General features: G+C 72.2%; 7 protein-coding genes. All 7 read right to left on the reverse strand.

Annotation, left to right across the window (positions count from 1 at the left end; all coding sequences use genetic code 11):
* Nucleotides 1-90: 90 nt before the first annotated feature.
* The 7 genes from LCH29_RS25195 to LCH29_RS25225 all read right to left on the reverse strand — a co-directional run bounded on the left by LCH29_RS25195 (nucleotide 91) and on the right by LCH29_RS25225 (nucleotide 13,096).
* The gene (locus LCH29_RS25195) at nucleotides 91-1,311 is read right to left on the reverse strand and encodes a DNA polymerase III subunit delta' (RefSeq protein WP_446464002.1); all 1,221 of its coding nucleotides are present in this window, start codon (nucleotides 1,309-1,311) and stop codon (nucleotides 91-93) included.
* Between the two features lie 69 nt (nucleotides 1,312-1,380).
* A complete protein-coding gene (tmk, locus tag LCH29_RS25200; RefSeq protein WP_446464003.1) occupies nucleotides 1,381-4,557 on the reverse strand; it encodes a dTMP kinase in 3,177 nt (1,058 codons plus the stop codon).
* A 91-nt stretch (nucleotides 4,558-4,648) separates the two neighbouring features.
* Nucleotides 4,649-7,552, reverse strand: coding sequence for a type I DNA topoisomerase (gene topA, locus LCH29_RS25205; protein ID WP_446464004.1), 2,904 nt, complete (start codon nucleotides 7,550-7,552; stop codon nucleotides 4,649-4,651).
* Nucleotides 7,553-7,762: 210 nt separating this feature from the next.
* On the reverse strand, nucleotides 7,763-7,960 hold the full coding sequence (locus tag LCH29_RS25210; RefSeq protein WP_179935256.1) for a hypothetical protein: 198 nt from the start codon (nucleotides 7,958-7,960) through the stop codon (nucleotides 7,763-7,765).
* Between the two features lie 179 nt (nucleotides 7,961-8,139).
* Nucleotides 8,140-9,702 carry a DUF7059 domain-containing protein gene (locus LCH29_RS25215; RefSeq protein WP_446464005.1) on the reverse strand — a complete coding sequence of 521 codons (1,563 nt, stop codon included), beginning with the start codon at nucleotides 9,700-9,702 and terminating at the stop codon, nucleotides 8,140-8,142.
* A gap of 128 nt (nucleotides 9,703-9,830) precedes the next feature.
* The gene (locus tag LCH29_RS25220) at nucleotides 9,831-10,400 is read right to left on the reverse strand and encodes a small secreted protein (RefSeq protein ID WP_446464006.1); all 570 of its coding nucleotides are present in this window, start codon (nucleotides 10,398-10,400) and stop codon (nucleotides 9,831-9,833) included.
* Between the two features lie 248 nt (nucleotides 10,401-10,648).
* A complete protein-coding gene (locus LCH29_RS25225; RefSeq protein WP_446464007.1) occupies nucleotides 10,649-13,096 on the reverse strand; it encodes a sodium-translocating pyrophosphatase in 2,448 nt (815 codons plus the stop codon).
* Nucleotides 13,097-13,373: the final 277 nt, after the last annotated feature.

Below are 13,373 nucleotides of genomic sequence, written 5' to 3' on the forward strand. Positions count from 1 at the left end.
CCGTCCGACTACGCTCCATGCGGCGCCGGACTCACTCGTACGGGTGAGGAAGCCGCCCACAGCCGCTCCACCGCGGCGGCCGCGCCGCGCTCAGCCCGCGCGCAGCGCCATGGTCATCGCCTCCACCGCCAGCAGCGGCGCCACATTGCGGTCCAGCGCGTCGCGGCAGGCCGCGACCGCCTCGATCCTGCGCAGCGTCCGCTCCGGCTTCGAGCCGGACGCCACCCGCTCCAGGGCGTCCCGGACGTCGGTGTTGGCGAGCGCGACCTGGGAGCCGAGCTGGAGGGCCAGCACGTCCCGGTAGAAGCCCGTCAGCTCGGTCAGGGCCAGGTCGAGGCTGTCGCGCTGGGTGCGGGTCGCGCGGCGCTTCTGGCGGTCCTGTAGCTCCTTCATGGCCCCGGCCGTGCCGCGCGGCAGCCGCCCGCCCGTACCGGCGGCGGCGCCGAGCGCGGCGCGCAGCTCCTCGGTCTCCTTGGCGTCGACCTCCTCCGCGACCTGCTTGGCGTCCTCGGCCGCCGCGTCGACCAGCTCCTGCGCGCCCTTGAGGCAGCCGCCCACGTCGTCGATGCGCAGCGGGAGCTTCAGCACCGCCTTGCGGCGCGTCCGGGCCCGCTCGTCGGTGGCCAGCCGCCGGGCGCGGCCGATGTGCCCCTGGGTGGCGCGGGCGGCGGAGGCGGCCAGCTCGGGGTCGATGCCGTCGCGGCGGACCAGGATGTCCGCGACGGCGTCCACCGGGGGCGTACGGAGGGTGAGGAGGCGGCAGCGGGAGCGGATGGTGGGCAGCACGTCCTCCAGGGAGGGCGCGCACAGCAGCCATACGGTGCGCGGGGCGGGCTCCTCGACGGCCTTCAGCAGCACATTGCCCGCGCCCTCGGTGAGGCGGTCGGCGTCCTCCATGACGATCACCTGCCAGCGGCCACCCGCCGGGGAGAGCTGGGCGCGGCGGACGAGCTCGCGGGTCTCCTTGACGCCGATGGTGAGCATGTCCGTACGCACCACCTCCACATCGGCGTGCGTACCGACCAGGGCGGTGTGGCAGCCGTCGCAGAAACCGCAGCCGGGGGCGCCGCCGAGCGCCCGGTCGGGGCTCACGCACTGAAGCGCGGCGGCGAAGGCGCGGGCGGCAGTGGCCCGGCCGGAACCGGGCGGGCCGGTGAACAGCCAGGCGTGCGTCATCTTGGACGACGCCATGGGCTCGGCCTCGGACTCGGCCGACGCACCGGCCGTGACCAGCGCGTCCGCGTCGTGCGCGGCAGCGGTCAGCTGGGCCGCTACTCGGTCCTGCCCGACCAGGTCGTCCCATACCGCCATGGCTGCCTCCGCCTTATCTGCCCAACGCGTCCCATTGTGGGGCACCCCACCGACAACGCCGCCAGGCGGTCAGCGACGGCGCCGGCCGCCGCCCTCGTCGTCGCGGTCGGGGTCGCCGAGGAGTTCGTCGGCGAGCGTCGGAAGGTCGTCCAGCGGGGTCTCCTCCGCCCAGTCCGGGCGCGGGCGCCGACGGCGCGCCTGGTCCTCCCCCTGGTCCTGCTCCTGGTCGAACTGCGGCAGCTCGCGCGTACGGTCGTCCGCCTGCGCCCGGCCCTGCTCCTGCCCCTGGTCCTGCTCCTCCTTGCGGAACATCCACGGCGGAACCCGGTCGGCCGGATCGGCGGGCCGCCCCTCCCGTACGGGCCGCTCGTCCCGTACCGGCGGCAGGACAGCCGTCTCGTCGGTCGCGGAGGACCCCGGCTGGGGAAGGACCGTGGTCTCCTCGGCGTCCGGCTCGCGCCGGGGTGGCACCGGCGGGAGCACGGCGGTCTCGTCGGTCTCACGGGCCTCGCCGGTCCCGGCCGTCTCCGGGCGGGCGGTCCGCGGGTCGAAGTGCGGCGTCCGGACCGTCTCGGCCACGTCGGACGGCGCGTCGGACGGGGTACCCCCCGCCGCCTCGGGCGCCTCATCCGTCGTACCGGGCGGCTTCGGGAGCTCGGTCTCCACGGTCGGAGCGTCCGCCGCCTGCCGCGCCTGCTCGGCCCGCAGCAGCGCCTCCTCCGCCTTGCGCTGCTCCTCCTGGCGGCGCGCCGCCGCCTCGGCCCGCTCCTGGGCCTGCGCCGCGGCCTTGCGGCGGAGCCGCTCCTGCTCGGCGGCGCGGGCGCGGTCCTCGGCCTCGATGCGCTTGCGGTCCTCCTCGGCCCGACGGCGCGCGTCCTCGGCCCGCTTGCGGGCCTCCTCCGCCTGCCGCTCGGCCTCGCGCTGCCGCGCCTCCTCCAGCTCGCGGCGCTTGCGCTCCTCCTCCTCGGCGCGCGCCTTGGCCAGCGCCTCCTGGCGCTCGCGCTCCAGCCGCTCCTCCTCCGCCTTGCGGGCGGCTTCCTCCTCGGCCTTGCGGCGCGCCTCTTCCTCCGCCGCCTTCCGGGCCTCCTCCTGGGCCTTCAGCTCCGCCTCCGACAGCGGCAGCATCTGGTCCAGTCGGTGGCGTACGACGGAGGTGACCGCCTCCGGCAGCTGTCCGGCGTCCACGACCAGGTAGCGGGCCGGGTCGGCGGCGGCGAGGGCGAGGAATCCGGAGCGCACCCGCTGGTGGAACTCGGCGGGCTCGGACTCCAGCCGGTCGGGGGCCTCGGTGAAGCGTTCGCGGGCGGTCTCCGGGGAGACGTCCAGCAGCACCGTCAGATGCGGCACCAGGCCGTTCGTCGCCCAGCGGGAGATGCGGGCGATCTCGGTCGCGGCGAGGTCGCGGCCCGCGCCCTGGTAGGCGACGGACGAGTCGATGTAGCGGTCGGAGATGACGACCGCGCCGCGCTCCAGGGCCGGGCGGACGACGGAGTCGACGTGTTCGGCGCGGTCCGCCGCGTACAGCAGCGCCTCCGCGCGGTGCGAGATCCCCGCGGACGAGACGTCGAGCAGGATCGAGCGCAGCCGCTTGCCGATGGCGGTCGCGCCCGGCTCACGGGTCACCACCACCTCGTGGCCCTTGGCCCTGACCCATTCGGCCAGCGCCTCGACCTGCGTGGACTTGCCCGCGCCGTCGCCGCCCTCGACGGCGATGAAGAAGCCGTTCGCGGCCGGGGCCTCCTCCGCGCCCCCGCCGCGCAGCAGCGCCTCGCGCAGGTCCTGCCGCAGCGGGACGCCCTGCCGGTCGTCGGTGCGGCCGAGGACCAGCGCCGCGATGGGCAGCAGCAGCGCGCCGACGAGCATGAGCGTGAAGGCCGCGCCGCCGTGGGCGAACACGAAGTCGCCGCTGCCGAGCCGGTGCGGCCCGATCACGGCGGCGAGCAGCGGGGCGGCTACCGCGCCGAGGCCGACGGCGACGCGGACGACGGCGTGCAGGTGCTCGGTCATCCGGGGCCGGCGGGATTCCTCCAGCTCCTGGTCCAGGAGGGAGTGGCCGGTGTTCGCGGCGATACCGGCCGACAGACCAGCGAGCAGGGCGATCATCAGGACGGTCGTCGCGTCGTGCACCAGGCCCGCCGCGAGCAGCGCGAGACCGGTCAGCGCGACCGACAGGGCCAGCAGCCGGCGCCGCGAGAGCCCCGGGAGGACCTTGGGCGCCGAGCGGATGCCGATCGCCGGGCCGCCGCTGAGGACGAGCACGAGCAGCGAGAAGCCGACCGGGCCGCCGCCGAGGTCGACGGCCTGGAGCGCGGCGACGCCGACGGCCGCGGCGATGGCGGCCGCCACTCCGGCGCAGGCGAGGATCAGCAGCGGCGCGGCGCCGGTACGGCCCTTGTCGGGACCGGAGCCGGAGGCGGCGCGCGGCCGGCGCAGCCCTTCGAGCGGGGAGCGCGTACGGGGCGTCTGCGCGCCGGGCAGCTCCACGAAGTAGAGGACCGAGATGGACGCGGCGAACAGCCCGGCGCCGACGTACGAGCCGAGGGCCGCCTGGTGGGCGTGGAACCAGCTGACGCCCGTCCCCAGCAGCCTGCCGATGAGCATGACAACGAGGAGCCCGCCGGCGGCCAGCGGCACGCTGAGGAAGTTCGTCCGCAGCGAGAGGCGGCGCAGCGCGTCCATGTGGTCCGGCAGCGGGCGCACGGCGGCGCCCTCGACCGGCGGCGCGGGGAGCAGCGCGGGGGCCGCGTCGTCCTTGGCGATGGTCCAGAAGCGTTCGGCGACGCCCACGACGAAGGTCGTGATCAGCAGCCAGGCGACGGCGTCGTCGGGCGTCCAGTCGATCCACAGCGGTGCGATGAGCAGCAGGACGAGCCGCAGCCCATCCGCGCCGATCATGGTCCAGCGGCGGTCCAGCGGACCGGACGGGCCGATGAGCGCGGAGATCGGGCCGAGGAGCACCGCGCCGAACAACAGGGTCGCCAGGAGCCGCATGCCCAGAACGGCCGCGACCGCCAGCGCCGCCCCCCGATAGCCTCCGCCGAAGGAGCCCGCGGACACCGCCGCCTGCAACGACAGCAGGACGAGCACCAGCACGGCCAGCGTGTCCGCGGCGCCACCGACGAGTTGGGCGCTCCAGAGCCGGCGTAGCGGCGGATAGCGCAGGAGGGCTCGGACGGCACGCTCGCGGGAGTCCGCGGCAAGGGCGCCGGAAGTGGGGGTCACGTCCGAAGGCTGCTCTCGCGTCATCCCGCCAGCCTATCCGGATCACGTGAATCCACGTCCCCCCGGCCGAACAAACGGGCGGGGGCACGCGGATGACGTGGCCGCGACCAGGCGTTTACTCCGCCTTGGCCGCCGTCTTCTCGGCCGTGGCCGTCTTGGCCGCGGTGGTCTTCTTCGCGGCCGTCTTCTTGGCCGTGGTCTTCTTCGCCGCGGTCGTCGTCTTCTTCGCAGCCGTCTTCTTGGCGGCCGTCTTCTTCGCGGTGGTCTTCTTGGCCGCCGTCTTCTTCGCGGTGGTCTTCTTCGCCGCCGTCTTCTTGGCGGTCTTCTTCGCCGGGCCCTTGGCCCGCTTCTCCGCCAGCAGCTCGTAGCCGCGCTCGGGCGTGATCGTCTCGACGTCGTCGTCCCGGCGCAGCGTCGCGTTGGTCTCGCCATCCGTGACGTACGGGCCGAAGCGGCCGTCCTTGACCACGACCGGCTTCTCGCTGACCGGGTCGGTGCCCAGCTCCTTCAGCGGCGGCTTGGCCGCGGCGCGGCCGCGCTGCTTGGGCTGGGCGTAGATCGCCAGCGCCTCGTCGACCGTGATGGTGAAGATCTGCTCTTCGCTGCCCAGCGAGCGCGAGTCGGTGCCCTTCTTCAGATACGGGCCGTAGCGGCCGTTCTGCGCGGTGATCTCGGTGCCCTCGGGGTCGGTGCCGACGACGCGCGGCAGCGACATCAGCTTGAGCGCGTCCTCCAGGGTCACCGTGTCCAGGGACATCGACTTGAAGAGCGAGGCGGTGCGCGGCTTGACCGCGTTCTTGCCGGTCTTCGGGGTGTCGTCGGGCAGCACCTCGGTGACGTACGGACCGTAGCGGCCGTCCTTGGCGACGATCGGACGCCCGGTCTCCGGGTCGGTGCCCAGCTCGAAGTCGCCGCTCGGCTTGGCGAGCAGCTCCTCCGCGAACGCCACGGTCAGCTCGTCCGGCGGCAGGTCGTCGGGGACGTCGGCGCGGTGGCCGGTCTCGCCCTCGGTCTGGGACGGGCGCTCGACGTACGGGCCGTAGCGGCCGACGCGCAGCATGATCCCGTCGCCCACGGGGAAGGACGAGATCTCCCGGGCGTCGATCGCGCCCAGGTCGGTGACCAGCTCCTTCAGCCCGCCGAGGTGATCGCCGTCGCCGTTCCCGGCCTCGGCCGCGGCGCCCTCACCGGCGTCACCGCCGTCGGCGCCGTTCACGCCCTCGCCGAAGTAGAACCGCTTGAGCCACGGCACGGCCTGGGCCTCACCGCGCGCGATGCGGTCGAGGTCGTCCTCCATCTTCGCGGTGAAGTCGTAGTCGACGAGCCGGCCGAAGTGCTTCTCCAGCAGGTTGACCACGGCGAAGCTCAGGAAGGACGGCACCAGCGCGGTGCCCTTCTTGAACACATAGCCGCGGTCGAGGATGGTGCCGAGGATCGTGGCGTACGTGGACGGACGGCCGATCTCGCGCTCTTCCAGCTCCTTGACCAGCGACGCCTCGGTGTAGCGGGCCGGAGGCTTGGTGGCGTGGCCGTCGGCGGTGATCTCCTCCGCGGTGAGCCCGTCGCCCTCGGCGACCTGCGGCAGACGGCGCTCGCGGTCGTCCAGCTCGGCGTTCGGGTCGTCGGCGCCCTCCACGTAGGCCTTCATGAAGCCGTGGAAGGTGATCGTCTTGCCGGAGGCGGAGAATTCCGCGTCCCGGCCGTCGCTCGCCCGGCCGCCGATCTTGACGGTGACGGAGTTGCCGACCGCGTCCTTCATCTGGGAGGCGACGGTCCGCTTCCAGATCAGCTCGTAGAGCCGGAACTGGTCACCGGTGAGCCCGGTCTCCGCCGGGGTGCGGAACCGGTCGCCCGAGGGGCGGATGGCCTCGTGCGCCTCCTGCGCGTTCTTCACCTTGCCCGCGTACGACCGCGGCTTGTCCGGCAGGTAGTCGGCACCGTACAGCTGCGTGACCTGCGCCCGGGCCGCCGCCACCGCCGTGTCGGACAGGATGGTGGAGTCCGTACGCATGTAGGTGATGTAGCCGTTCTCGTACAGCTTCTGCGCGACCTGCATGGTGGCCTTGGCGCCGAAGCCGAGCTTGCGGCTGGCCTCCTGCTGCATCGTCGTCGTACGGAACGGGGCGTACGGCGAGCGGCGGTAGGGCTTGGACTCGACGGACCGCACCGTGAAGGCGGTGTCCGCGAGGCCGGCGGCCAGGGCGCGGGCGTCCGCCTCGTTCAGGTGCAGGACGTTCGAGCCGTCCTTCAGCTGCCCGAGCGAGGTGAAGTCACGGCCCTGGGCGACGCGGCGGCCGTCCACGGCGGACAGCCGGGCGCCGAAGGTGCCCGGATCGCTGACGTCACCGGCGCGGCCGGTGGAGAAGGTGCCGGTCAGGTCCCAGTACTCGGCGGAGCGGAAGGCGATGCGCTCGCGCTCGCGCTCGACGACGAGACGGGTAGCCACCGACTGGACGCGGCCCGCGGACAGGCCCCGCATGACCTTCTTCCACAGGACCGGCGAGACCTCGTAGCCGTAGAGGCGGTCCAGGATGCGGCGGGTCTCCTGGGCGTCGACCAGGCGCTTGTTCAGCTCGCGCGGATTGGCGACGGCCTCGCGGATCGCGTCCTTGGTGATCTCGTGGAAGACCATCCGGCGGACCGGCACCTTGGGCTTGAGGACCTCCTGGAGGTGCCAGGCGATGGCCTCGCCCTCCCGGTCCTCATCGGTGGCGAGGAAGAGTTCGTCGGACTCGGCGAGCAGCTCCTTGAGCTTCTTGACCTGGCTCTTCTTGTCCGCGTTCACCACATAGATGGGCTGGAAGTCCCGCTCGACGTCCACGCCGAGCCGGCGCACCTCGCCGGTGTACTTGTCGGGTACCTCGGCCGCACCGTTCGGCAGGTCCCGGATGTGCCCGACGCTCGCCTCGACCACGTAGCCCGGGCCCAGGTAGCCCTTGATCGTCTTCGCCTTGGCAGGCGACTCGACGATGACGAGTCGGCGGCCGCCCTGTGCGGTCTCGCTGGTGGTCGGGGACAACTTCGCTCTTCTCTCCGGTCGACGCTCGGTGAACGGACGCTTGCAGCGCGGGTAACGCGTACACGGCCCTCTACGGTGACGCTGCGGAGTGTGACGGTACATCCCGCCCCCGTGTCAAACGGAAAAAGCCCGCAACGCCACTCGAACGGTAACCCGACAAGCGTCCTGTCTGCCGCCCGGACCGGCACAAGCCTCGCGGAAGGCGCCCTGTCAGGCGTAACCGAGGCACCAGATCCCGCCGCCCAGACAGGCGGCGGCGAAGAGAAGGGAGAGGGTCGCGGAAGCGACGGGACTCACACCATCGGCGACCGGCACACGCTGCCGCAGCCGCACCGCTGTCCACAGCAGCAGGGCCGTACCGAACAACACGAATGCCGTTCCGGCAAAGATCGCAGGTCCGCTCTCCATGCCCGGAGCGTGGCACGCGCGGGAGGCGTACGCACGAACCCCGGGTGAACGGCGCGCGACCGCCCTTTCCGGCCCCGTTCACGTCCCCGGCGGCGGCATCCCGCCACGCGGGGCAGCGGCATCCCGCCACGCGGAGGCAAGGGGGCGCGCGGCCGCGCCCCCGGCGTACGCCCCGCGCGCTACGGGACCTCGTCGGCCACCGGCTGGAGAAATCCCTGTTCGACGAGGAGCCGGATGGACTGCGGGGTCCGGTCGCGCAGCACCACCGGGTCCTCCCCGAGCAGCTGGGCGATCGCGTCCAGGATCCGGCCCGCGCTCAGCGTGCCGTCGCACACCCCCGCGAAGCCCGCGCTCACCGTGTCGACCTTGGTCGCGCGGCGCATGCCCCGGTTCTGCCGCAGCACCACGTGCTCCGGGTCCTCCATGCCGGGCAGCCCGACCTGCTCCTGGACGACCTCGTCGGCGAGCCGGAAGCGGGCCGTCAGCAGCGCCGCGTCGTCGTGTGCGCGCAGGAAGTCCTGGCGGTCGAAGTGGGCCGCCACGGCCTCCCCCAGCGGCTGCTCGACCGGGTGCGGCCACTCCTCCACCGTCACCGACGGCTCGTCGGCGCCGGACTTGCGCAGCGTGATCCAGCCGAACCCGACGGCCGTGGTCCCGCTCGCCTCGAACTCGTCCAGCCACGCGTCGTAGCGCGCCGCGTACGCCTCGGGACCGGCCAGGTGCTCGCCCGCGTCACGCAGCCACAGCTCGGCGTACTGCGCGACGTCCTGCACCTCGCGCTGCACGATCCAGGCGTCGCAGCCGGGCGGTACCCAGGAGGCGAGCCGCTCGCGCCAGTCCTCGCCCCGGACGTGCTGCCAGTTGGCGAGCAGCTGGCACCAGCCGCCGTCGGCGAGATGACCGGCCGCCTGCTGGACGAGGGTGCGGCACAGATCGTCCCCGGACATCCCGCCGTCCCGGTAGACCAGCCGGTCGCCCTCCGCGGAGCGCGGCGAGATCACGAACGGCGGGTTCGACACGATCAGGTCGTACGTCTCGCCGCCGACCGGCTCGAAGAGCGACCCCTCGCGCAGATCCGGCTCCGGCGCCCCGGAGAGGGCGAGGGTGAGCCGGGCCATGTCGAGGGCGCGCGGATTGGGGTCGGTGGCGGTGACGCGGGCGGCGTGCCGGCTCGCGTGCAGCGCCTGGATGCCGGAGCCCGTGCCGAGGTCGAGGGCCCGCTTGACGGGCGTACGGACGGTGAGACCGGCCAGCGTGGTGGACGCGCCGCCGACGCCGAGGACGAGCTGCGAGCGCTCCGCGGCCCCACGGGCGCCGCCGGGCCCGCCGATGCCTCCGGCGCCGCCGACCGCGCAGCCGAGGTCGGAGACGATCCACCAGTCCTGGCCCTCGGGGCCGCCGTACGGGCGCACGTCCACGCTCGCGCGCACCTGGGAGCCGTCCCGCACCAGCCAGCCGTCGGTGAGGCAGTCCGTCACCGGCAGGGCCTCGGCCGCCCGTTCGTCGGAGACCGGGCGCTGGAGCAGAAAGAGCCGCACCAGGATCTCCAGCGGGCTGTCGCCGCGGGCCGCGCGCAGCGCGGGGACGGTCTCGCCGCGGGCCAGGGCGGCGTAGGCGGAGGCGCCGAGCAGATCCAGCAGGCCGTCGGCGGTGAACGCCGCGGCCAGCAGTGCTTCGCGGAGGTGGGTGGTGCGCTCGGGGTCGGGGATCGGGAGGCGGGACGGGGGCTGCTGCGTACTCACGCCCCCATTGTCGGGGCAACCGCCGACCGTCGGCGACGACGGGCGGCGGCCTGTGGAAAAGCCACCCTGTGGATAACTCGGCACCCCGACGACCCGACAACAGGGGCGTGCGGCCCGGCCCTCTCGCCTTACGTGGCGCTGGTGGCGCCGGTCTTCGGCTTCTGGCAGCCGGGCTGCTTCGACATCGCGGTGCCGACCTTGCCCGCCTGGAGCTGCTGGAGGGCCTTGTCACCCGAGTCGCTGAGCTTCTTGAGCTCGTCGGCGACGCCCTTGAGGCCCTCGGCGAACTTGGACTTGTCCGAGGTGTCGAGCTTGTCGACGGTCGTCTTCAGGTCGTTGTACGCCCCGGAGGTGGCGTTCAGCTCCTTGACTGCCTGCTTCTGGGTCTGCTCGCCGTTGTCGACGGGCGGGGCGCCGGCCTTCTTCACCGCCTTGGCGAGCGCCGCGTAGGACTCGGAGATCTGCTGGAACGCCTTGGAGTCCGTCTGCTGGAGCTTCTTGGAGTCCTGCTCCTCGGACGCCGCCCGAATGGAGGCGTTGGCGCCCTGGATCTTCTTCAGCTGCGGCTGCACCTCGTCACAGACCGATTTGGCCCAGGCGTTTGCCTTCTTGTCACTATCATCATCGCCGCCGCCGCAGCCGCTCAGCGCCAGTACGAGTGCCGCACCGCCGGACAGTGCCACAAGCTTCTTGTTCACCGGATTGGTCCCTTCCATGGCTCTCGGCCCCGGAACATACACGGCCAAGCCGCTCGGACCGTCTGCCGAGCATCCTGTATGGATACTTTTGCAGCCAATTGAACCAAGCTCGGTGTGCCATCCGCCTCATCGCGCTCATGTGGTGAACGCGCCGAATGGCGGACACGGCTGCGGGCGGACGGCGTGCCGTCGCACACCGACCGCCCGCATGCCGCGGGGGCTCACAGGGCCCCGTGACCGCTTCCGGGTCAGGACACCACCGCCGCGTCGGCTGACTTCGCGACGCGTTCGGAGTTGCCTTCGTCACCCACGGCGATTCCGCGCCGCTTGGAGACGTAGACGGCGCCGACGATGATCGCGACGGCCAGCGCGGCGATCACAGCGCGGAGCCCCGGGCTCGCGTCCTCGCCGTAGCTGAACTTCACGACCGCCGGGGCGATCAGCAGCGCCACCAGGTTCATGACCTTCAGCAGCGGGTTGATCGCGGGGCCGGCGGTGTCCTTGAACGGGTCGCCGACCGTGTCGCCGATCACCGTGGCGGCATGGGCCTCGCTGCCCTTGCCGCCGTGGTGCCCGTCCTCCACCAGCTTCTTCGCGTTGTCCCAGGCGCCCCCGGAGTTCGCGAGGAAGACCGCCATCAGGGTGCCGGTGCCGATCGCCCCGGCCAGGAACGAGCCGAGCGCGCCGACCCCGAAGGCGAAGCCGACGGCGATCGGCGCCAGCACCGCCAGCAGACCGGGGGTGGCCAGCTCGCGCAGCGCGTCCTTGGTGCAGATGTCGACGACCCGCCCGTACTCCGGCTTGTCGGTGTAGTTCATGATCCCGGGCTTCTCCCGGAACTGCCGCCGCACCTCGAAGACCACCGCACCGGCCGACCGCGACACCGCGTTGATCGCCAGCCCCGAGAAGAGGAAGACGACGGCGGCACCGAGGACGAGCCCGACCAGGTTGTTGGGCTGCGAGATGTCCAGGCTGAGGTTCATCTGCCCGGCCACGGAGGTGTGCACATCGGAGACGGCCTCCGCGATGGCGTCGCGGTAGGAGCCGAAGAGCGCCGCCGCGGCGAGCACCGCCGTCGCGATGGCGATGCCCTTGGTGATCGCCTTGGTGGTGTTGCCGACCGCGTCGAGGTCGGTGAGCACCTGGGCGCCCGCACCCTCGACGTCGCCGGACATCTCGGCGATGCCCTGCGCGTTGTCGGAGACCGGGCCGAAGGTGTCCATCGCGACGATGACGCCGACGGTGGTGAGCAGACCGGTCCCGGCGAGCGCGACCGCGAACAGCGCCAGCATGATCGAGGTGCCGCCGAGCAGGAACGCGCCGTAGACGCTGAGCCCGATCAGCACCGCCGAGTAGACGGCGGACTCCAGCCCCACCGAGATGCCGGAGAGCACCACGGTGGCCGGGCCGGTCAGCGAGGTCTTGCCGATGTCCCGGACGGGGCGCCGGGTGGTCTCGGTGAAGTAGCCCGTGAGCTGCTGGATGAGTGCGGCGAGCACGATGCCGATGGCGACGGCGACCAGCGCGAGGATGCGCGGATCACCGCTGTGGCCGAGGATCTCGCGGTTGGTGACACCGTCGAGGTCGGCGTAGCTGGACGGCAGATAGGTGAAGACCGCGGCCGCCACCAGCGCCATCGAGATCACCGCGGAGATGAAGAAGCCGCGGTTGATGGCGGTCATCCCGCTGCGGTCGGCGCGGCGCGGGGCCACGGCGAAGATCCCGATCATGGCGGTGAGCACACCGATGGCCGGGACGAGCAGGGGGAACGCGAGGCCCGCGTCGCCGAAGGCCGCCTTGCCGAGGATCAGCGCGGCGACCAGGGTCACCGCGTACGACTCGAACAGGTCGGCGGCCATGCCCGCACAGTCGCCGACGTTGTCGCCCACGTTGTCCGCGATGGTCGCGGCGTTGCGCGGGTCGTCCTCGGGGATTCCCTGCTCGACCTTGCCGACCAGGTCGGCACCGACGTCGGCAGCCTTCGTGAAGATGCCGCCGCCGACCCTCATGAACATCGCGATCAGCGCGGCACCGAGACCGAAGCCCTCCAGCACCTTGGGCGCGTCGGCCGCGTACACGAGCACCACGCAGGACGCGCCCAGCAGGCCGAGGCCCACGGTGAACATGCCGACCACGCCGCCCGTGCGGAAGGCGATCTTCATCGCCTTGTGCGAGACCGCCGTCAGATCCACGGCGGGCTTCCCGGGGTCCCCGGGAGCGGACGATGCGGAATCCCCGTTGACCGAGGTGGTGGGAGCCTCGGGGGTCGCTTCCCGGGCCGCGGCGGCGACGCGCACATTGCTGCGCACCGCGAGCCACATGCCGATATAGCCGGTGGCCGCCGAGAATCCCGCGCCGATCAGAAAGAACGCCGACCGCCCGATGCGCTGCGGCCAGTCGTCCGCCGGCAACAGCATGAGCAGGAAGAACACGACCACGGCGAATCCGCCGAGAGTGCGCAGCTGCCGGGCCAGATAGGCATTCGCGCCTTCCTGAACGGCCTCGGCGATCTTCTTCATACTGTCCGTGCCCTCGCCGGCTGCGAGCACTTGTCGTACCAGCACCACGGCGACAGCGAGCGCCGCGATCGCGACCGCGGCGATCACCATCACGATCACCCGGTTGTCATCGGTCAGCTCTGCGGCGGCCAGGGTCGTGGTGAGATCCAGCTGATGAGGGGTGAGAGGCCCCGCCATTCGTCCTCCTTGACGTTTGGCACATGGGCGCGCGCAGCAGTTCTGCGACCGCAGAAGAGCCGCCACGCTCAGGCGTCCTGAGCTCAAGATGTGGACGGATTGTAAGTAGCGTCACACGATCAAAACAGGGCGCCGGAATGGGAATTCGCCTGCACCAGCGAAGATCAATAGGTTTGGGCCCCGGGAATTCCTCCGGAAGGAGGAAGGTCAACAATTCACTGACGAGGGTGGAATGATCTCCATAAACGATCTCAGTGCACTATGAAAAGTGCTGTTC

The sequence above is a fragment of the Streptomyces sp. BRA346 genome, assembly GCF_052851135.1.

Bases quoted from the DNA above. Each gene is read 5' to 3' on its own strand.
- LCH29_RS25195 (WP_446464002.1), bottom strand. From the start codon at position 1,311: ATGGCGGTATGGGACGACCTGGTCGGGCAGGACCGAGTAGCGGCCCAG.
- tmk (WP_446464003.1), bottom strand. From the start codon at position 4,557: ATGACGCGAGAGCAGCCTTCGGACGTGACCCCCACTTCCGGCGCCCTT.
- LCH29_RS25210 (WP_179935256.1), bottom strand. From the start codon at position 7,960: ATGGAGAGCGGACCTGCGATCTTTGCCGGAACGGCATTCGTGTTGTTC.
- LCH29_RS25225 (WP_446464007.1), bottom strand. From the start codon at position 13,096: ATGGCGGGGCCTCTCACCCCTCATCAGCTGGATCTCACCACGACCCTG.